18 protein-coding genes, 1 pseudogene and 1 other annotated feature are annotated in these 21,657 nt (G+C 45.6%); of the genes and pseudogenes, 3 read left to right on the top strand and 16 right to left on the bottom strand.

The window, feature by feature from the left end; genetic code table 11:
- The first annotated feature begins 16 nt into the window (after positions 1–16).
- Positions 17–1,774: an ABC transporter ATP-binding protein gene (locus tag MKX46_RS00260; RefSeq protein WP_318626636.1), complete on the top strand. Its 1,758-nt coding sequence runs from the start codon at positions 17–19 to the stop codon at positions 1,772–1,774.
- Positions 1,774–3,858, top strand: a complete 2,085-nt coding sequence (locus MKX46_RS00255; protein ID WP_340931996.1) for an ABC transporter ATP-binding protein — start codon at positions 1,774–1,776, stop codon at positions 3,856–3,858. Before MKX46_RS00260 ends, MKX46_RS00255 begins: the two co-directional genes overlap by 1 nt.
- 124 nt (positions 3,859–3,982) lie before the next feature.
- On the opposite strand, the gene MKX46_RS00250 is transcribed toward MKX46_RS00255, so the two are convergent.
- From MKX46_RS00250 to MKX46_RS00240, 3 genes and pseudogenes are all read right to left on the bottom strand, one after another.
- A complete protein-coding gene (locus tag MKX46_RS00250; protein ID WP_318626638.1) occupies positions 3,983–4,951 on the bottom strand; it encodes an S-layer homology domain-containing protein in 969 nt (322 codons plus the stop codon).
- A gap of 262 nt (positions 4,952–5,213) precedes the next feature.
- A pseudogene (gene argS, locus MKX46_RS00245) lies at positions 5,214–6,943 on the bottom strand (arginine--tRNA ligase).
- A gap of 62 nt (positions 6,944–7,005) precedes the next feature.
- Positions 7,006–7,262: a binding site (T-box leader), on the bottom strand.
- A 77-nt stretch (positions 7,263–7,339) separates the two neighbouring features.
- Positions 7,340–7,669: a four-helix bundle copper-binding protein gene (locus MKX46_RS00240; protein WP_340931991.1), complete on the bottom strand. Its 330-nt coding sequence runs from the start codon at positions 7,667–7,669 to the stop codon at positions 7,340–7,342.
- A gap of 262 nt (positions 7,670–7,931) precedes the next feature.
- On the opposite strand from MKX46_RS00240, the gene MKX46_RS00235 reads away from it, so the two are divergent.
- Positions 7,932–8,447: a MogA/MoaB family molybdenum cofactor biosynthesis protein gene (locus MKX46_RS00235; protein WP_029517048.1), complete on the top strand. Its 516-nt coding sequence runs from the start codon at positions 7,932–7,934 to the stop codon at positions 8,445–8,447.
- A gap of 66 nt (positions 8,448–8,513) precedes the next feature.
- Here MKX46_RS00235 and MKX46_RS00230 read toward each other — a convergent pair whose 3' ends face one another.
- From MKX46_RS00230 to MKX46_RS00170, 13 genes are all read right to left on the bottom strand, one after another.
- Complete coding sequence (locus MKX46_RS00230; RefSeq protein WP_340931989.1) at positions 8,514–9,977, bottom strand: nicotinate phosphoribosyltransferase; 1,464 nt, start codon at positions 9,975–9,977, stop codon at positions 8,514–8,516.
- A 118-nt stretch (positions 9,978–10,095) separates the two neighbouring features.
- A complete protein-coding gene (locus MKX46_RS00225; RefSeq protein WP_029517047.1) occupies positions 10,096–10,662 on the bottom strand; it encodes a cysteine hydrolase family protein in 567 nt (188 codons plus the stop codon).
- Between the two features lie 67 nt (positions 10,663–10,729).
- Positions 10,730–11,518, bottom strand: coding sequence for an NUDIX domain-containing protein (locus MKX46_RS00220; RefSeq protein WP_023988247.1), 789 nt, complete (start codon positions 11,516–11,518; stop codon positions 10,730–10,732).
- Positions 11,519–11,583: 65 nt separating this feature from the next.
- A complete protein-coding gene (locus MKX46_RS00215; protein ID WP_341070748.1) occupies positions 11,584–12,006 on the bottom strand; it encodes a PaaI family thioesterase in 423 nt (140 codons plus the stop codon).
- A 120-nt stretch (positions 12,007–12,126) separates the two neighbouring features.
- Positions 12,127–12,579: a RicAFT regulatory complex protein RicA family protein gene (locus MKX46_RS00210; RefSeq protein ID WP_023988245.1), complete on the bottom strand. Its 453-nt coding sequence runs from the start codon at positions 12,577–12,579 to the stop codon at positions 12,127–12,129.
- A gap of 80 nt (positions 12,580–12,659) precedes the next feature.
- Positions 12,660–14,213 (bottom strand): tRNA (N6-isopentenyl adenosine(37)-C2)-methylthiotransferase MiaB, encoded by a 1,554-nt coding sequence (miaB, locus tag MKX46_RS00205; protein WP_029517045.1) that lies wholly within the window; start codon positions 14,211–14,213, stop codon positions 12,660–12,662.
- Between the two features lie 300 nt (positions 14,214–14,513).
- The gene (gene pduL, locus MKX46_RS00200; RefSeq protein ID WP_013309962.1) at positions 14,514–15,086 is read right to left on the bottom strand and encodes a phosphate propanoyltransferase; all 573 of its coding nucleotides are present in this window, start codon (positions 15,084–15,086) and stop codon (positions 14,514–14,516) included.
- Positions 15,087–15,228: 142 nt separating this feature from the next.
- Positions 15,229–16,317, bottom strand: coding sequence for a low temperature requirement protein A (locus MKX46_RS00195; RefSeq protein ID WP_341070747.1), 1,089 nt, complete (start codon positions 16,315–16,317; stop codon positions 15,229–15,231).
- 177 nt (positions 16,318–16,494) lie between these two features.
- Positions 16,495–17,562, bottom strand: coding sequence for a dipeptidase (locus tag MKX46_RS00190; RefSeq protein ID WP_029517043.1), 1,068 nt, complete (start codon positions 17,560–17,562; stop codon positions 16,495–16,497).
- A gap of 122 nt (positions 17,563–17,684) precedes the next feature.
- The gene (locus tag MKX46_RS00185; protein WP_007430104.1) at positions 17,685–17,945 is read right to left on the bottom strand and encodes a stage V sporulation protein S; all 261 of its coding nucleotides are present in this window, start codon (positions 17,943–17,945) and stop codon (positions 17,685–17,687) included.
- A gap of 129 nt (positions 17,946–18,074) precedes the next feature.
- Positions 18,075–18,869, bottom strand: a complete 795-nt coding sequence (locus MKX46_RS00180; protein WP_013309959.1) for a TIGR00282 family metallophosphoesterase — start codon at positions 18,867–18,869, stop codon at positions 18,075–18,077.
- Between the two features lie 77 nt (positions 18,870–18,946).
- Positions 18,947–20,491, bottom strand: a complete 1,545-nt coding sequence (gene rny, locus MKX46_RS00175; protein WP_013309958.1) for a ribonuclease Y — start codon at positions 20,489–20,491, stop codon at positions 18,947–18,949.
- A gap of 374 nt (positions 20,492–20,865) precedes the next feature.
- The gene (locus MKX46_RS00170; RefSeq protein WP_029517042.1) at positions 20,866–21,615 is read right to left on the bottom strand and encodes a regulatory protein RecX; all 750 of its coding nucleotides are present in this window, start codon (positions 21,613–21,615) and stop codon (positions 20,866–20,868) included.
- Positions 21,616–21,657 lie beyond the last annotated feature (42 nt).

Here is a 21,657-nt window from a genome sequence, read left to right as displayed (position 1 = left end):
AAGGATGGGATTCCTCTTGTTTTCAGTACTTAAAAATTTAAGCTGGTTTTTTAAAAGAGAACGAAGCCGATACTCCATTGGACTGTTTTTGCTGATAGCTGTTGGTGTACTGGAGCTTGCTCCACCTCGGCTGCTAGGTAGTGCCATTGATGAAATTGTGCGCGGTTCAATTTCCTGGTCCTCACTTTGGCATTATATTTTGTACATCATAGGCATTCTAGCCGTCATCTACTACATTACGTACATATGGATGCACAAGCTGTTTGGTGGTGCCAATCTGGTGGAGCGCTTACTGCGCACACGCTTTATGAATCATCTGCTGCGGATGACCCCTCCATTTTTTGAACGTAATCGCACTGGCGATCTGATGGCTCGGGCCACGAACGACCTTCGCTCCGTAGCAAGTACAGCGGGCTTCGGCATGCTGACACTGACAGACTCTACGGTCTATCTGAGCGTGGTATTAGTTGCCATGGGCACCCTAATCAGTTGGAAGTTGACACTGGCAGCTATCCTGCCCCTACCTTTTATCGCACTGGCTATGAGCATTTACGGTAAAGCCGTTCATGAGCGTTACACACTGGCACAAGATGCATTTGGTGATATGAACGATCAGGTGTTGGAATCCGTGGCTGGTATCCGGGTCATTCGCGCCTATGTGCAAGAGCGAATGGACGAAAAGCGTTTCGCTGATATTACTGACGATGTATTTCGTAAAAATCTGGCTGTCGCCCGGATGGATGCTCTCTTTGAACCGACGATCCGTTTATGTGTAGGACTTAGCTACGTCATTGGACTCGGGTATGGTATTTATCTGGTATTTCATAACGATATCACGCTAGGCGAATTGGTCTCCTTTAATATGTATCTAGGAATGATGATTTGGCCGATGTTTGCCATTGGAGAGCTGATTAACATTATGCAGCGCGGTAGCGCTTCCCTGGACCGGGTCAATGAAACTCTCGATGTCCAGCCAGACGTTCAGGATGCAGCTCAACCTGTTCCAGTAGACCGCCTCGAATCCATCAGGATGAAAGACGTTACCTTCCGTTACCCTACCTCTACTATTGACAATCTGTCACATGTGAGTCTGGAGCTCAAACGCGGAGAAACGCTAGGCGTCGTCGGTAGAACCGGCAGCGGGAAATCCACTCTGCTCAAACAGCTACTGCATGAATATCCGACGGGGAGCGGTGATATTTTAATCTCCGGCATAAGTTTGGAGGACATTGCAGTAGAACAACTACACAGCTGGATCGGCTACGTGCCGCAAGAGCAAATTTTGTTTTCCAAATCGGTGCGCGAGAACATTCAGTTCGGGAAACCTCATGCAGATGATGACGACATTATGGAAGCAATCCGTACTGCTGCCTTCGATCAGGATTTAGGTACCCTGTCTGACGGGCTGGATACACTGGTCGGAGAAAAAGGTATCGCTCTGTCCGGCGGCCAGAAGCAGCGCGTTTCGTTGGCACGTGCCTTTATCGGTGACCCGGATATTCTATTGTTAGACGATGCACTATCTGCAGTAGATGCCCGGACGGAAGCAAGAATTATTGACAATATCCGACGCAAGCGCTCGGGTAAAACGACCCTGATCTCCACCCACCGCCTCTCCGCTGTAGAACATGCAGACCGGATCGTCGTGCTGGAACAAGGACGCATTATTGAGGAAGGAACCCACAGCGAGCTGCTTCAGGCTGACGGATGGTACCGACAACAGTATGAACGGCAACAAGTGGAATCTGATCTGACCTCAGGGGAGGTATCCTAATGAAACCCAATATCGGCAAAAGACTATTCCAGTACGCACTGACGAGCAAAGCAGGCTTTATCGCCGCTCTCATCGCTTTGGCTATCGGAGTAGCCGCCGAGCTGGCTGGTCCCTTCATCGCCAAAACGATGATCGACGACCATATGCTCGCTATTGAAAAACCATTTTATGAAACAACTAGTGTGGACGGCACCGTAAGCTATGCGGGAACCCACTTTAAGCGTGAAGATCGCTTTGAGTCCGGGGAGACTAAAGGTCGTGAAGCGAGGATTTTACAAGTTGGAAAATCTTTCGTATTTGTGGATGGCTCGGTTCAAGTGGCTGACGGTAATCGCTCCTTTACGAACGGAACGCTGACTGTGACACGCGGCTCCGACACCTTTCGCTATGAAGCCAAGGCTCTGACAGCTGATGAACTGTATAGCTTTTACAAACCGGAAATGCCCGGTATCTTTCAGCTGATTGGTTGGTATTGCTTCTTCCTGGTTATTTCCATTTTTGCTGAATTTGGCAAAACATACTGGCTGCAATCCTCGGCGAACAAGGTCATTCAAAAGCTTCGGCTTGATCTCTACGCGCACATCCAGCGGTTGCCAGTTTACTTTTTTGATAACTTGCCTGCAGGCAAGGTCGTATCCCGTGTTACGAATGACACTGAGGCAGTCAAAGATTTGTTTGTGGCTGTGCTGTCAAATTTCACTTCAGGGATTGTAACGATGGCAGGGGTATATGTTGCACTCTTTCTGCTGGACTTCAGACTGGGTCTTATCTCACTGTTTATTGTACCGTTACTGATCTTGTGGATTGTATTGTACCGCAAGGTCGCCACCCGCTATAATACGATCATTCGGTCCAGACTCAGTGAGATTAATGCGATTATCAATGAATCGATTCAAGGGATGTCCATTATTCGCGTATTCCGGCACCAGAAACAAACGCAGCAAGAGTTTGAAGAATTGAATGATGACTACATGAAGCATCAGAATAAAATGTTGAATTTGAACGCCTTCACTTCGCACAATTTAGTCAACGTGTTGAGAAATCTCGCCTTTGCCGTCGTGTTGTGGTATTTCGGATCTGAGGCGCTCGGAACGACAGGTAGTGCTGTTTCACTAGGCGTATTGTATGCCTTCGTCGATGTGCTGGGACGACTGTTCCAACCTATGACGGGTATGGTCAACCAACTCGCCGTACTGGATACTTCCATCGTATCCTCAGGACGCGTATTTGAGTTGATGGACGAAACTGGAGAGCCAGTGACGGATGGCACGATGCCGCGCTACAAAGGTCAGGTGGAGTTTAACGACGTTTCCTTTGCCTACAAAAAGGATGATGTACTTAAGCATATCTCCTTTACAGCACAGCCCGGCCAAACAGTTGCCCTTGTCGGACATACCGGATCAGGCAAAAGTTCGATTATCAACCTGCTATTCCGGTTCTATGATCCGCAAAAAGGAACGATCACCATTGACGGAACGTCTGTCAAAGACATCCCTAAGCAATGGCTTCGCCATCATATGGGTATTGTTCTTCAAGATCCATATTTGTTCACAGGTACGGTAGCCTCCAATGTGAGTCTCGGAGACAGCCGAATCACGAGAGAACAGGTGAATAAAGCGCTGCATGATGTTGGAGCTGACAAATTGCTGGCCCATTTGCCGCAAGGATTCGATGAGCCCGTTATTGAGAAAGGTAGCACCTTATCAGCCGGACAACGCCAGCTTATTTCCTTCGCTCGTGCACTAGCCTTTGATCCCGCAATTTTAATTCTGGATGAAGCTACTGCCAATATTGACACCGAAACAGAAGCGCTCATCCAATCCGCTCTTGAGGTACTTAAGAAGGGACGTACGACCTTTATCATTGCTCACCGTTTGTCCACCATTCGCAGTGCGGACCAAATTTTGGTGCTGCATCGGGGTGAAATTGTTGAACGGGGTAGCCATGACGAGCTTATGGCCCAAGGCGGGCGTTACTTCCAAATGTATCAGCTCCAGTCGGGAACAGTTGCAACAGAATCCGATTCAATCTCTGCTACGCCTCCTGCGCAAAATGACTTACTTACTGGCAAAGTCAGCATTTAAAGCTAGAATAGCCCTATTGCTTAGGGCTAACGATGAACATTTGGCATGAAAAAACCAGCAAGTCTCCCCCACAAATTGGAGGCTCGCTGGTTTTATTTATATCTATAACGTATGGCTTGTAATTTTATTTAGCTACAGACGTGCCCGTTCCTGTGGGCGGAAGCACTGTTCCATCTACTGCTTTAAGCGTAACCTTATACTTACTGTCTACCATTGTACTTGTGTGGGTATCCGTAATGACCTGAATATTCATTTCCCCTGGCTTTGGACTAGTCAACTTGTAGTAAATTACTGCATTTGTATCATCTACGTAGTCGATGTGATCCACTTCAATGCCGTAACCTGGATTAGGTGCCTGCAAACGAGTAATTGTCACTTTGTTCTGCTGGTCATTCGCCTTCTCTATACTCATACTAATGTTATTTTGTTGACCCGGATCTGCAGGCTCAACCGGATTTTCAGGAGTGGATTCAACTGGTTTATGATTTTGCACAAATTCGGATGCGTTATAGACCATTTCTGCTGCCTCCATCCGGGTTACTTTACGATCCGGGTTAAAGTTGCTCTGTTCGTCCAATTTTGCAATTTTGGTCAACAGTAGGAATTGAATTGCTGCGTTTGATTCCTGATCTAGTTTTTTGCCATCCGCTACATTAATGTACATACGGACAGTTGGATATTCACCCGTTGCACTCACTGCTTTATACAGAATATTAGCAAATTGTTCTCTTGTCATACGAGTGCTTGGATCAATATCTGGTGACAAAGGGATTTGGTGTTGGGCTGCAATCCGATAGGACTGAGCATACCATGCGGAAGCCGGAATGTTTGCAAAGGAACCCGTTGTGAAATCAGGCATCACCTGAAGATCCATTGCACGAACAACCAAGTGTACTCCTTGTGCATACGTGAGCGTTTGATCCGGTGCAAATTTATCCTTGGTTATTCCTTGAATAATTCCTTTGTCCTGAAGTGAGTTTACGATCTTCTCCTGTTCAGCTCCCTTTATATCCAGAAAAGCAGAAGCCGACGTAGCCACTGCCAATGAGCAGACGACAAGCAGGGCAGCTGTCACACTTTTGTTCTTTTTCATGAGATACACCTCCATGTTTACTTTGCTTCTACACTTACCGACGCAATAGAATCATCAAATGTTTCAAATATACACAAATTGGTTACAAAACGGTGGAATTCCTGCGATTAGTGTACCCGTCTAACTCTTTTCTGCTCACAACATTTATGCATACCCAAAAGTGGCTGCAACAGATTAATCTTTTACAGTATTCCTTTAGAAGAGCCAAGTATGGGTAGCAGTCATCCCGCCAGCAAAAACTCGCTCCCTTCGTTCGCTTTGCTTACATCCGATTCGGTGCTTTCAGACCAAGAAGTTGCAGCGCGCATGCCAGAATATCCGCAGTTTGTTCCGCCAACTGAATACGCCATTGTCCACCATCGACAATCCTTTCCTTGGCGTAAAACCGGTTAAACGCCTGGGCCGTATCCAATGCAAATCTCGCAATTACCGAAGGCTCTAGTTGGCGAGCCGCACGTATCAGTTGCCCGTGATAGCGACCCAATTGCTTAAGCAGCGCCCAACCTGCGTCACCCAATATTTCATCCGATACGTCATTTAAATCACGAGAATGGCTATCTTGGACAAGGTCATTGTCGCTAGGGTTAGTGTTAACATCAACATCGGCGCGAGCGTGAGCTTTCTCCAGAAGGCTGCGTATGCGCGCATGAGTATACTGCACATAAGGCCCGGTCTCGCCTTCAAAGGTCAGCGCCTCCTCCAACGAAAAGTCCACTTCATTCAGCCGGTTGTTTTTTAAATCACCAAAAATAATCGCCCCAATTCCAACGTTCTCCGCTATTGCCTGTTGTTCCTGTAAACCAGGGTTCTTCTGAGTAATGATGCCTTGAGCACGCGCTACAGCTTCATCCAGCACCTCCTCCAGCTTCACAACCTTGCCACGTCTTGTGGACATTTTCTTACCCGCAAACCGCATTAATCCAAACGGCACATGCTCACATTGCTCCGCCCATGCCTCCCCTGCATGCTTCAGCACCGCAAACACCTGCTGGAAATGCAACTTCTGTTCTCCACCAACGACGTACAGCAACCGATCAGCCTTCATCACTTCATGACGATAAATCGCTGTTGCCAGATCACGTGTCGGATAAATGGTGGTTCCATCCTTTTTCAGAATAAGACACGGAGGCAGTTCCTCGTCTTCCAGGCGAACTACGAGCGCCCCATCACTTTCCTCCAACAATCCTTTTGCTCTTAATTGATCAATAACTGCCTGCATCTTATCATTGAAAAACTTTCTCCCAGCACATGGTCAAATGTAATGTTTAGACGCTGGTACATACGATCAAATTCACCCAGACTGATTTCAACAAAAAACTCCCATAGTTGTTGAGCCTCAGCATCCCCATGTTCCAAACGTCGGAACCACTCGCGCCCTTCATCCTCCAAAGTCGGATCATGATCGGCCTCCTGATGAAAACGCACATATAGCTTTAGCGATTCACCAATCGGATCATGTTGTAACTGCTCCTCATTTCCCCATCTTTTATAGGCCGCAATTTGCTTACCAAACTGTGTTCCCCAATCCCCAAGATGATTCACACTAATAGGTACATAACCTGTTTCACCAAGTATGCGATACAAGGCAGCACCGATAACCGTAGAGCGAAGATGACCGATACCAAACGGTTTGGCAATATTAGGCGAGGACATATCAATAACTACCCGCTGCCCGTTCCCGATATTAGGCCTGAGGAAATCAGCCTTGCTCAATTCAGCAAGCATAAGCGGAATATGAACCGATCGATCCAAGGTTATGTTTACATAGGCACCCGATGCTGAAGCGGTTAAACCTTCTTTATGGCCTACTAGTTCCGCCAATTCCAGTGCAATGTGCTGCGGAGACTTTCGAAACTTTTTAGCCAGCATAAAACAGGGAAACGCCACATCTCCCCATTCAGGCTGCGGAGGCACCTCAAATAAAGATAAAATTTCTTTCTCCTCCAAGCCCGTATGGGCTAATATCGCTTGAGCAGCAATCCTCATTAACATGATGATCTCTCTCCTTCTTTTTATAGAATCTAACAAAAAAAGCCCCCGCCTCTTGAAATCATTCAAGAGACGAGAACTTCAATATCCCGCGGTACCACTCTTCGTAAATCGGTTGTGCAGCTAAAGCTAACTACACAAATCGCGATTTCACTCCAATGACTAATAACGGTGTCTGCCGGGCTGATCTACTAGAAGTTCTGCTCGTTGGATCAACCGTCTCCCGGGTGCGCTTCACATCGGATCTCATACCGGCTTCCACCTCTTCCGGCTCGCTGTAATGATATGGCTTCGCTGCTACTCTCCCGTTCCATGACGTTAATTCCAATCATTATACAAACCTATTCAGTAGAAAGCAACCTTTTATTTCCTCTTCAGGCACTAGTTCCATATATGTAATTACACTGCCACCAATTGGCGGCAGGCCTGAACGCAACGACGGCAGGCTTCTGCACAATGTTTGCAATGATCATGGGAATGCTTGCTGCATTCAGCAGCACATACCTCACAGGCCTTGGAGCACAGCTCACAGATTTGCTCGGCAAAATCCGTTCCACGCTGCATCATTTGAGCAGCAAATCCGCATATTTCTGCACATTCCCTACTCACTCGAATACATTCACGCAGCATAGCTAAATCATATTCCTTCAAACTCGCTACGTAACATACATTGCAAGCGTTCATACATTCCAGGCAAGCATCCACGCATTGTTGGTATGAATGATTCATATTACATTACCTCCCAGTTGTTGACCCTGCTGTACTATTACCCGCTGTCCCTTGAGGTTAATCATTTGATGTGCGCGCTTTCAATAAAACAAGACAATACAATCCCGACTTATGTAAGGAAGTGTACTATATTCCAGTGTGCAAATGCAAGGATATTAATCACATGGATTTTTTAGCCCCTGTTTCTGACTTGCATACGCTCAGTCATTGCTCTATTGTAAAAAGTGTATGTCTAACCACCGATCAAGGAGTGAACATTTTAATGAATATGTCTTCTGTAGAGGAACACCGTCAGGAATCCCCCCAACAAGTGAATTGCATGGTCGTGACTGTCTCGGACACACGCACCGTGGAAACAGATACTGGGGGACGACTGCTCATGGATCTACTAGAAACCAATGGATATACAGTTGTTCGATATGTCATCGTCAAGGATGACTACGAAGGTATTCAGCAGTTAGTATCCGAAGCAGCGGCACAGGATGACATCGAGGCTGTTCTTTTGACAGGTGGTACCGGTATTTCTCCACGTGATACTACTTATGAAGCTGTCTCCTCTCTACTGGATAAGGAACTACCTGGCTTTGGGGAAATCTTCCGTTATTTAAGCTTTGCTGAGGACATTGGTTCAGCAGCTATCTTAAGCCGGGCTGTAGCTGGCACTGTGGGTCAGACAGCTGTATTTTCTATGCCTGGCTCACGCGGAGCCGTTCGTTTGGCAATGGAACGCATTATTGTCCCTGAGCTACGACATGTGATGAGAGAAATTTATAAATAAGCTCCTATTTCCTACATGCTCCAACACAAAGAGGCACCCCATGCATTCATGAGGTGCCTCTTCCAACTATTCTTTTTCTTCAACTTCGGGCTGCATATAGCTGTCGATCAGCTTTTGCTTTAGCTCCCATACCTTCTCGCTCAGATTTACACGATAAATTTCAGGGTTCAGCTTCCTCAAATATTCTGGCCAGAACAGTTTTAACTGTGAAGTATGGTAGGCACGAATTTCATCCAGCTCGGGAAGCTCATATACCTTCTGTCCATTTATAAAAATAGGCTCAAGCATCGGCACGGCTTCGTAATTTTCTACATACTTCTTCATATACGGATGCAAAGGGTTAAACAGCTTCAGGCGCTTACCATTACGCGGACGCTCTTCATCCGGAAAAGAAATATAATCGGATACAGCTCTCCCTTTCTTCTTATCCACAATGCGATATACATCCTTTTTGCCTGGTGTGGATACTTTTTCTGGGTTCCCCGAGATCTTAATCGTCGGCAGCATTTCGCCATCTACTTCACGCTCAACCAGCTTGTACACCCCGCCAAGCGATGGTTGATCCGAAGCCGTAATAAGCTGTGTTCCTACACCCCATACATCAATACGTGCCCCTTGGGCTTTCAGGTTAAAAATCGTATTTTCATCCAAATCATTGGAAGCTACAATTTGTACGTAATCTAAGCCTTCAGCATCGAGCATTTCCCGCGCCTGAATGGATAGATAAGCCAAGTCACCGCTATCCAGACGAATTGCATTCATACGCTTGCCCTGACTCTCTAGCATTTTTGCTGTCCGAATCGCATGAGGAACACCGCTTTCCAGCGTATCAAAGGTGTCTACCAGCAGTGTAACCTGGTCTGGCAAAACCTTCGCATAGACGTCAAACGCCTCCTGCTCCGTCATAAAGGTCTGCACCCATGAATGGGCATGTGTCCCCTTCGTCGGGATTCCAAAATGTTCGCCTGCCAGCATATTAGAAGTCGCGTCAAAACCAGCCACATAAGCTGCTCGTGCTCCCCAAATCGCTGCATCTGCCTCCTGCGCACGCCGTGTTCCAAATTCGAGCAGTGTATCGTCACTTGCCACCTGCTTGATGCGCGATGCCTTTGTCGCAATGAGTGTCTGATAGTTCATAAAATTCAGCAATGCCGTTTCGACAAGCTGCGTTTCCATAATCGTTCCTTCAACACGTACCAGAGGCTCGTTGGGAAAAACAAGGGCCCCTTCTTTCATCGAATGGACCGTTCCACCAAACTCAAACTGGCGAAGCGCCTCCATGAACATGGGATCGTACTTCTCCTCCTGTTCAGACAGGTAGCGAATGTCCTCTTCTGTAAACCGCAAATTTGAAATATAATTCACAATGCGTTCCAGACCCGCGAACACGGCATATCCATTACCAAAAGGGAGTTTACGAAAATACGCCTCGAACACAGCTTTACGCTGGTGACTTCCGTTCACCCAGTGGGCGTACATCATATTAATCTGATATTTATCTGTATGTAATGCGAGGCTCGTTGACTGCATTGTAATCATCCTCTCTGACTGTCTCCAGGTTTGTGGCGCTACCGCCTCATCTGCCCAGATTCAGCAATATCCGGCTCCATTTTGTTATCGGACATTGGTACACAAGCGTTAAGTTATTTTACTTCTTCTGGCGTAAAACCGTATCCTCAGCCGATCGTACCGCGGCTCCAAGACTTCCCTCAAAATGACCCAAAGCCCAATCATGTCCAGCTTGATTAAAGCTCGCCACAGCGTCCTTGTATACAGTAATAGCAAAACCTTTGTTATAAGCATCTACAGCCGTATGCAGTACACATATATCCGTACACACACCAATCAGATGAACTTCCACAATACCACGTTCACGAAGCCTGAGTTCCAGATCTGTGCCCGCAAAAGCACTGTACCGTGTTTTATCCAACCAGTAGATAAGATCACTTTGTTGCTCATAGAGGCTATGGAGCTTGCCATACAAATGTCGTCCGTTGGTTCCACGTATATTATGTGGAGGAAACAGCTTGCTCTCCGGGTGATAAAGGTCGTTCTCCTCATGCAAATCCACAGCCATGACGACAAAGTCCCCTTGATCTACATATGCCTGCGTAATTGCTGCGATCCGTTCATCCAACTCAATCGCAGGTTGTCCTACAGGCAAACTACCGTCCACAAAATCTTTCGTGTAATCAATCACAATTAGTGCTTGCATCGTACGGTCAGCTCCTTATCCTCAAAGTGAAATTGTACGTTCTATGCGTGACCTATTACATTAGACGTTACGTGTAGATAGATAAACGCGGTACTCTGTCACTAAAACGGTACAACTGTGCCGGTCTTTGTGAATACTGGTTGGAACTGAGCGGTTTGCCGTTCTCATCACGCACCTCTTCCAGAATTCCCTGTCTGCTACGAGTCGATGTTATTTTGCGAATAAAGTTTGGCTCTTCGAAGTCCGGTACGACACTCTGTATCACCTGATATAATTCACCCAGTGTAAAATGTAGCGGTAAAAACTGTTTGGCGATCGTCGTCTGAAGCATCTGCAACTGAATTTTGCGATAAGCATCTACTATGATATCCCGGTGATCGAATGCCAGCTCCAATTCCTCCAACGCTTCGCGGATTGTGAATAGCCCCACCTCGGAAGCATCATCGGCCGCCTGACGCTGTTCCAACATCCATTCTTCTACCAGCGCAAAAAATGCATGCGATATGATCCAGCCGCGCGGATCACGTCCCGGTCCACTATATACACCCAAATACTCCAGATGCCCGCCGTCCACACCCGTTTCCTCTAACAGTTCCCGCTTGGCAGCTCCATACATGGATTCATCTTCCTGACAAAACCCTCCAGGCAACGCCCAGCGTCCTGCAAACGGCCAACTGCGGCGCTTGATGAGCATCACTTTCAGCTCCCGAATCGGCAATGTCTTTGTTACCGTCTTGCGCTCCCGCTTCGTTAAGGTAAACATAACGATATCCGCCGGAGCTCCATCTGGAGTGCGGTATTTCTTAATGTTATACGACGCCTTTTGCGCCTCTTCGTTTATACGATTGCTATCCATTGGCATCACCATATTATATCGTTTTGATAAATTCATTATGACATAATAAAAATTTTTGTCAAGCGTCAGGCCTTACCTGAATCACTTGCTTGTATACGTAATACTCGGAAGGTTGCTGTAGATGTAGACCCAAGTGTGCCTTCACTATCCCTTACTTCCGCCTCAGTGGTTATAGTCCGACCTCCCTGATGAAGAATCCGCGCCCTAACCTCCAGTCGGCCTTGCCTCATGGCTGACAAGAAATGAACATTCAGGTTCGTCGTTACACATGGATCCATATTTCGTGAAGCCATACTGACCATCCCCATCGCCTGATCCATCAATGAAGTAAGCACACCCCCATGGACAATACCCATCACATTGGTATGCTCTTGTTTGGCTTCCAAAGCGATCTGTACCTCGTTTGCATCAGCTGCAATCAGCTCACACCCTAAATACTCCCAAAAAGTATTATTTTCGCCCTCTAGCATCTTACCGAACTTATCCATTCCCTTGCTTCCATCCCTTCTATGTTGTCCCATTTCTCTTGATGTCTTATAAATATATACGATGGCAAATTGCTTTCGAAAAAAAGGCGTGGAAGCTACGCCTCCACACCATAAATTTCATTAATCACTGCAATTCGACGAGGAAGTACTTTTTCCCTCTTCAACGTTCACCTTCTCAGCAACGGTATCACGAATCGCCATGATCACCATTTGCAGTAGCTCATTAATTTCCACCTGACTCTGCTGAAACTCCGTTACAATTGGAATACCATCAAGTTCTTCCTGTAGCTCCTGTAGCTCGGCCTCTATTTTGGCAATCATTTTTTGATTTTTTAAGGATTCAAATGCAACAATTTCCTTTTGCTTCTTTTTCATCGTTGCAATCAGTTGCTGAATGCGCCCATGATCCTGAATCTTTTCTTCTGCTTTCCGGAATACCTGTACTTCCTCACTGCTACCCAAAATACCTGCTAATTCTTTGGCTTTTGCCAATATCATTTCGCGATTGACCAAATGATCATGCTGGCGCGCCGCCGATTGAAGTTCTGTTTGTTGCAACCGCTCCTCTGTCATTGTCCATCGCTCCTTTTCTCACTTAGACGGCCCTGCACACAACCTTACTCAGACCGCATGCAACCCGCTAGAATATTCTTTTATCCGTTAACTGCTACAGCCGTTTCAACCAGATCACCTTTGATGTAAAAGGTCATAGGTTCCGTAATTTTCACTTGAACAAAGGAACCAATCAGGTCCTGAGAACCCTCAAAATGTACAAGCTTATTGGAACGGGTCCGACCGGCAAGCACTTTGCTGTCATTTTTGCTCTCGCCTTCCACCAACACTTCAACCACTTCGCCACGCAATCGACTATTAAAGCGAAGGCTGTTTTGGTTCACCGCAATGTTCAGACGCCGGAGACGCTCTTTTTTGACCGACATAGGCACATTATCTTCCATCGAAGCAGCTGGCGTACCTTCACGTGGTGAATAAATGAATGTGTAGGCAAAGTCATAGCCGACCTCGCGCACCAAAGATAGAGTATCTTCAAACTGCTCGTCTGTTTCGCCCGGGAAACCTACAATGATATCCGTTGTCAGAGAAACATGCGGAACAGCTGCTTTAATCTTCGCTGCCAGTTCCAGAACACGCTCACGGGTATATTTTCGGTTCATTTTCTTCAATATATCCGTATTACCGGATTGAACAGGCAGATGGATATGCTCCACCAAATTACCACCCTTACCGAGCACTTCTACCAAATGGTCATCAAAATCACGTGGATGTGATGTTGTAAAACGTACACGCGGGATATTGATTTTGCGCATATCATCCATCAGATCCCCGAATCTGTAATTCAAATCTTTCAAATCCTTACCATAAGCGTTAACATTCTGCCCCAGTAAGGTGATTTCTTTAAAACCTTGACGTGCCAAATCCCGTACTTCAGCGATAACATCCTCTGGACGACGGCTTCTTTCCTTACCACGTGTAAAGGGAACAATGCAATAGGTGCAAAATTTATCACAGCCGTACATAATGTTCACCCAAGCCCGCATACCCTCGCGCTTCTTCGGCAAGTTTTCGATAATGTCGCCTTCCTTAGACCACACTTCGACCACCATTTCTTTGCTAAAGAGTGCTTCCTTGACGAGCTGAGGCAGACGATGAATATTATGGGTACCAAAAATCATATCGACAAAACCGTGTTTTTGCATAATCCGGTTAACGACGTTCTCTTCCTGTGACATGCAGCCACACACGCCGAGCAGCAGTCCTGGCTTTTCTGTTTTGAGATGCTTGAGGTGACCCAGCTCGCCAAACACTTTATCCTCCGCATTTTCACGGATAGCACAAGTGTTTAGTAAAATGATGTCTGCTTCCTTCCGATCCTCGGTTGATTGGTAGCCCATTTGCTCCAGCAAACCTTTTATGGTTTCGGAATCATGCTCGTTCATTTGGCAACCAAATGTGTATACGATGTAATGCTTTCCCTCACCGATATGCTTTAGCTCATCCGGGACTGCGTTATCATATAATACCTGTACATCCTCTTTACCGCGTTGCTTTTCTTTTCTATGGTTCGGCTCCGCCATAATGTTGATTTCACGTCCGCGAATACGGATCTTTTTGCTATGCTCATCTTCAGAAATAATCTTCGCATCCGAGAAATCAAAATATTTGGAGTAATCTTTTGTTTTCTTTTCCATTCCTTAGTCACTCCTTACACCATCTATTTCACGAGCTAATTTGTGATTTTACTGTATCTTTAGGCATGGGTAAATTTATTTTAAGTTCTAAAAAAACCTTTAAAAAAGGCATTACACTAAATTATAGCATGATTTATAGGCCATCGCCATAGATCAACCGCAGATACCATTGAGTGCAAAGTGAACTCATGTTCTTTTTGTACATAAGTGAAGTATTTGTGAATTATATAGTATGTAAAAAGCCCGATTCTTTTGCAAGAATCGGACTCTTTAAGCCTTCCGGCATTTAAATCGTGTATATTAGTCTACGATTTCAGCGTTGTCACCGTTTTTCACACCGGCACCGTTCGCTTCATCTGTATCAATGTGCATATCCAAAGCAAAAGAATCGGACACACGTGCAAGAACATTTTCAAATACAAGACCACGTTCGCCGCCAACACGTACTTTCAGCAACTGCTTGTCCTTAATGTCCCATTTAGCTGCATCAGATGTATGGAAATGAATATGGCGGGCTGCTACAATCACGCCTTCTTGCAGTTCCACTTCACCTGCTGGTCCTTTTACTGTGATTCCTGGTGTACCATCAATGCTACCCGATTCGCGTACAGGTGCTTTTACACCAATAGCAAAGGAATCAGTGCGAGAAATTTCCAACTGGGAAGCGGGACGAGCAGGTCCCAAAATGCGAACCTTATCAAATTGGCCCTTAGAACCAATTACAGCTACCGTTTCATTTGCGGCAAATTGTCCTGGTTGGGACAAAGGTTTAAATTCGGTTAATTGATAGCCTGCTCCGAACAAAATTTCAATATGCTCTTGAGTCAGGTGAATATGACGGGCGGAAACGCCGACAGGTACGATTTTACTCATCGTGTGGTCACTCCTTTTTCTCTATACAATACTTTACACATCCATGCTATTATACTCCTATTTTGCCAAGAAAGAAAAGAAGAGCGTATAAAGTTCCCTTTTTCGCCCCAATCATCGTTAAATATCATCCCTATAAATCAGATCAAATCGTCGTTTTAGCGAACAGGAGAAAGAAAACCATGATTTCAGCTACAATGAGATGAGGGGGGACGACAATAAATATATTAAGGATAAACAGGACACAGAGTATTCCAGTTAAGAAAAAAATGACTCTGAGACGGGGTTTAAGATGACTTAATCTGTACTGATGAAATACCAGTAAAACCGACAAAAAGTAAATAAAAACAGAAGCAAAGGTAAAGCAAAGCACAAAGATATAGTCTACTTGTCCCAAAAACAAGAGCTGAATCGAAGCAGCTAGCATGCTAAGGGAAAGATAAATAAACAAATGACCATAAATAATAGTCTGTCCTGCTGATTGTTTTGATTTATCTACGCGCTTCTCCATATTCTCAAAATATTGCCACCAGATTGCGATGACTAATATAAAAGCCAAAGCGGCAAATACAACGGAAGAAACCGTAAAATGATCGGATTGTAAAACAGAAAGCATACTTATCACAGATTCGCCAAGCAGAATTAAGGTGAACTGTGCAAATCGTTCTAAAAGATGCTCCGTATGGATTGGTGTGATCACCAACTTTTTACGACCAATCAAAGGAACGAGGATATCAACAGCTATACCGGTATATAAAATCAAATATCGAACCCAAGAGTCAAAGAAAAGGGAGAAACTAGAGATGACTATTCCAATCCAAAAATAGGTTCCGAAAAAACGAGCTGTTTCCTGTTTATGAGCCGTTTCTTTGGGCGCCGAAAGTAAATATTGAACGACAGTTAAACCTCTTAACCCAATATAGCCAACAAAAAAAGATACATAATACGCATCAAAATCTATATTCAAACTGGCAGTCATGATTAACACGAAAAACAATTGCAGGATCATAAAGATTCGATGCGTTATACTGTCTTGACCAAAACGGTTGTTGTAGACAGTTTGCCCCACCCAAGCCCACCATATCGGGATAAAAATCATAATGAACTTCTCCATATGTTCCCACGAGATACTACCATGCTCAACATGTAGTAAAACATGAGTGGCCTTAGAGACAGCAGCTACGAATAGTAAGTCATAAAAGAGTTCAAGCCAGGTAACCTTTTTTATTAACATTGTGTAATGGAGCCCCCTCTGGTATAGCGGTGCAGCATGGTGCACCATCAGTCTCGCTCCATTGTCTGCCGTATTTCTGCAAATATTATTTAAAATCTAAGATACTTCTCATTATTTCGTAATCGTTCTCGCTTTGTCAAGAGTGTTCGCAGCCAAAACATCCCCTTAAATAGCTATTTAAGAAGACATTTTAGAAGGCAGATTCGTTTGCAGGTATTCCAGGGCATGACCTCCCAGCCATCCTTTGACTAGCTCCTCAGGGTAATGCTTCAGCAGCAGTTCTGCAAAAGCCGGATATTTCCCCGAGTGTTCCAAGCCTTGCACATGGTGCTCGATACCGTCAAAATCAGAGCCAAACATCAAATGCCTTTCGCCCCCTAATGAACAAATATGCTCAATATGCGGTAGCAGATCCTCAGCAGTTACTGTATCCTGCTCTTTGAGAAACATGGTGACGAAGGTCAAACCAATCCGTCCGTTACGGGCGATCAGTGCACGAATCTGTTCATCCCGCAGATTACGAGGATGAGCACATCTCGCAAAGACATTCGAATGCGAGGCGATGGGCGGTAGAGTAGCCTCCTCCAGCACCTCCCAGAAGCCCTGTACGGACAGATGCGACACATCTAACAGCAGTCCCAGGTCATTACAGCGATTGACCAAATCGCGCCCCTTGCTAGTCAGCCCGCCACCTCTATGTTCCATAATGCCGTCAGCTGCCCAGTTCGCATAATTCCATGTCAGCCCAATCAATCGTATTCCCATGGCATAGCATAATTCTGCATAAAAAGGGTTCCCTTCCAGCGCATCTACCCCCTCCAGTGAGAGCAAAGCCCAAGGTGCCCATATATGATCCGTCCCATTACCATCCAAATACGTTATCTTTTCCGTGCGCTTCTCTTCTCCTGCCTGCTTTACTTGCTCTTCCTGATGCACTGCGGACGCATTTTTCCACATTGCCAAGTCTTCCTTCCACAGCAATGGTCTCAACCCACCGGAGATAGAGGTAACATGCTGCCTGAACAGCTCAATTTGACGTACCACATGCTCAAATCTTGGTGTGCCTAATACCTGTGAAATATATATAGCAAACGTTTGCAACTGCACGTTACCTTCTAGCAAACGTTCTTTTGTGACATCAAGCGATGGATGACTGAAATCGATCTGCGCATCGAGCTGCATTTTACATAACACATCACAATGAAAGTCAACAACTGGCCAATTCACTTTTAGCTTATCATTCATGCATCTTACCTCCATTTATAGATTGAAGCACCACAAATTTATTTTAAAAATCATAGTAACAGACTCACAATGCAAAAAAGCCCGTTTACAAATCGTAAACAGGCTCAGGCAACTTACATTTATTATCTTGGCTCTACAATCAATTTGATCGCAGTCCGATCTTCTCCATCAATAACAATGTCTGTAAAAGCAGGAATACAAATCAAATCCACTCCGCTTGGTGCGACAAATCCCCGGGCAATGGCTACCGCTTTAATGGCTTGGTTTAGTGCACCCGCTCCAATCGCCTGTAATTCTGCATTTCCGCGTTCACGCAGTACTCCTGCGAGTGCGCCTGCAACTGAATTAGGATTGGATTTTGCTGATACTTTTAATACATCCATAGTAAGTACCTCCCCTGGGAATGATGATGGTTTGATTCCACTATTAGATGTTATTCGAGGGTCAGCAAAAAATTCCTGCTTTTTGGTGACAGTTTTCCTTATTCTTTCCTTAAGCAGCTTACAAAAAAGTTAATCCATCCGCCATTCATCTTCTTTGAGTCTGATTTTCTGAATTTTGCGGGCTTTTCCATCGTTATCATTCAGCTCTACGCTGATGGCATGGAAATGCCATTTGCCCATGTCCACTTGAAAACGCACCGGAAGCTGGGTCTGGAATTTCTGTAACACAGCCTCTTTCTGCATTCCAAGCACTCCCTCATAAGGACCTACCATTCCCGCATCTGTCTGATACGCAGTTCCTTGTGGCAAAATTGTATCGTCATTGCTCTGTACATGTGTGTGCGTACCTACCACGATTGAAGCACGTCCATCCAAATGCCAACCCATAGCGATTTTTTCCGAGGTTGCTTCGGCGTGAAAATCAACTAGGATATGTTTATGTTTTTTGCGCAACTCATCGACAATTTCATCTGCTGCACGGAATGGATCGTCAATAGCTGGCAAAAAGGTTCTACCTTGCAGATTAACAATAGCCAGCTCCTTACCTCCACCCTTTACAACGGTATAACCTCGGCCCGGTGTTCCTGGTGGAAAGTTAGCCGGGCGAATGATCCGTGGCTCATCATCTATAAAATCAAATATTTCCTTATTGTCCCAAGTATGATTTCCCATCGTAATCCCATGGACGCCCCAATCAAAAAACTCTCTGGCGATAGCAGGGGTTATGCCTCTTCCCGAAGCTGCATTTTCTCCGTTCACGATAATAACATGCGGATTGTATTTTGATTTGAGCGAAGGAAGATTTTCCCTCAGTGCCTTTCTGCCTACACTGCCGACGATGTCTCCAATAAATAATACGTTGATAGAAAGCCCTCCCTAGTCTGCCTTACATAAATGAAAAGTGGCCCTACAAACAGTGGCCACTTTTCATTGAAATGCTTTTATTTTGCGTATTCTACCGCACGGGTCTCGCGAATAACAGTAACTTTGATATGTCCCGGATAGTCCAGTTCATTCTCAATCGTTTTCGTAATATCGCGGGCCAGTCGGAATGCTTCCGCATCATCAATTTTCTCTGGCTGTACCATGACACGAACTTCGCGTCCGGCTTGAATCGCGTATGATTTTTCAACGCCTTCAAAAGATTCGGAGATGCGTTCCAGCTTCTCAAGACGACGGATGTACGTCTCTAGCGTTTCACGCCGCGCTCCCGGTCTTGCTGCTGATAGAGCATCTGCCGCCCCAACCAGCATGGCGATCACTGAAGTCGCTTCGCAGTCGCCGTGATGTGAAGCAATGCTGTTGATGACGACCGGGTGTTCCTTGTACTTCTTCGCCAGTTCCACGCCAATTTCAACGTGCGATCCTTCCACTTCGTGATCCAGCGCCTTCCCGATGTCATGCAGCAATCCTGCCCGTCTTGCCAGTACAACGTCTTCGCCCAGTTCCCCGGCCATTAGACCTGTCAAGTATGCAACTTCCATCGAGTGCTTTAATACGTTCTGTCCGTAACTCGTACGGAACTTAAGACGTCCCAAGATCTTGATCAAATCCGGATGTAAGCTATGCACGCCCACCTCAAAGGTGGCCTGCTCACCATATTCACGGATTCGTTCGTCCACCTCTTTACGGGATTTTTCCACCATCTCTTCAATACGAGCCGGATGTATCCGTCCGTCCGCTACGAGCTTTTCAAGCGCAGTACGCGCAATCTCTCTACGAATCGGATCAAATCCGGACAAAATAACAGCTTCCGGCGTATCATCAATAATGAGGTCAATTCCTGTAAGGGTTTCAAGTGCACGGATATTACGGCCTTCGCGCCCGATAATCCGGCCTTTCATTTCTTCGTTCGGCAATGTGACGACAGAAACCGTCGTTTCTGCTACATGATCTGCCGCACAGCGTTGGATGGCCAGTGTGATGATTTCACGAGACTTTTTGTCCGCTTCTTCTTTGGCCTGCTGTTCAATTTCTTTAATCATCTGAGCTGTTTCATGACGAACTTCCTGCTCTACGTTGGTCAGAATAATACTTCTTGCATCCTCCATCGTCAGATTGGAAATACGCTCCAACTCAGTTACCTGACTCTTGTAAATCAAATCAATTTGCTGCTGGGTTTCATCGATTCGTTTCTCTTTGTTGGCCACCTGTTCTTCTTTGCGTTCCAGCGATTCCAATTTTTTATCCAGCGATTCTTCTTTTTGCAGCAATCTTCGTTCCTGTCGTTGAATTTCATTGCGACGTTCACGAGTTTCTTTTTCAGCTTCGGCACGGATGCGGTGAATTTCATCTTTCGCTTCCAATACCGTTTCCTTCTTCAGCGCTTCTGCCTCTTTTTTCGCGTTCTCCACGATTTGCGCGGCAGCTTCTTCCGCACTGGAGATCTTAGCTTCTGCAATAGATTTGCGAATAAAATAACCAATCCCGAACCCAAAGAATAACGCGGCTACAGCAACGAGAACGAACCAGATCGCAGTCATCATACTGTTCACCTCCCCGTTGGTTCCTCCAAGGCATTCCTTGGGACTTTTTGCAATTGTCACATTTACTTTGATCGTCAAACTAAGATAACGACACAAGGTCGTTTCATTTCATATGCACATGCTTTCACATGTACAATTCCGCCTGGCATAGCGGCATCACTTGTTATTTGGCGATGAGAACTCACCGGTGGATTCCGCTTTTTTGGAAGGAAAAAGGGCGTTCCACAAGTATCGTTTCATATATATTTTATTATTTGACAAATGGCATTGTCAAGGGAATGCAAACATTAGTAGAGTACCATGCAGCTTTCCATGTAATAACTAGCTCATCCTATCCGTTCATACTAGCCCAAGGTTCAGCAGCCGTTTGGCAATTATTCCTCCCACTGCAACAATTCCTCGTCATCTGAAGCAGCGTCATGCTCGGCCGCAGTGAGATGATTGACCACTCGGCGTGTCATATCCCCCGAATATCCGCGTCTCATGAGAAAAGGGTAGGTTTTCCTTTTTTTCTCCGTTATATCACCACGTACCTGATTCCATTTCTTACGTCCGATCGTCAAAGCACTCTCCCACTCCTCATTATCGGTGATTTCACCTAACGCTTCCCCAATAGAGGCTTTAGAGATGCCTTTCTGACGGAGTTCTTGCCTAACCCACATCTTCCCCTTACGTTGGCTAGTTATACGCTGCCTTGCCCATTGGCGGGCGTACAAATCATCATCCACGAGTTGCTCCCTTTCCAGTCGGACCATTACTTCGTCAATAACAGACTGATCCAGTTCTTTTTGCACCAAACGCTGGGCAATTTCCTGACGTGTGCGAGGCTTTCGCCCCAAATATCGAAGCGCGAGTACATAGGCCTGTTGCTTTTCATCTGCCAGAACAATATCTTCCAGTTCTTTTTTGACGAATGACGTTCCTTTGAACATATTGTACTTGATCATTACATCTTCTAATACAGACAATGAATACGGGCCAAAATGAATGATATAGCGTCCACGTTTGCGTCCCTGTCCCTGCTCTACCCTAGTAATCATCAATTCCTCATGATCCGGAAAAAGAGAAATCTCTTGTTGCTTATTTGCTTCCGCAGAATATTCATCTTCATCGTCCAACTGCAATATGTTTCCCTCACTTTGAAATTCACGAAAGCAGTCTTTGGA

This window comes from Paenibacillus sp. FSL P4-0113, from assembly GCF_038009305.1.
Taxonomy (GTDB): Bacteria; Bacillota; Bacilli; order Paenibacillales; family Paenibacillaceae; genus Paenibacillus; species Paenibacillus polymyxa_D.
Note: the sequence above shows the minus strand (reverse complement) of the source record. Positions and strands in the feature narration are given on the sequence as shown.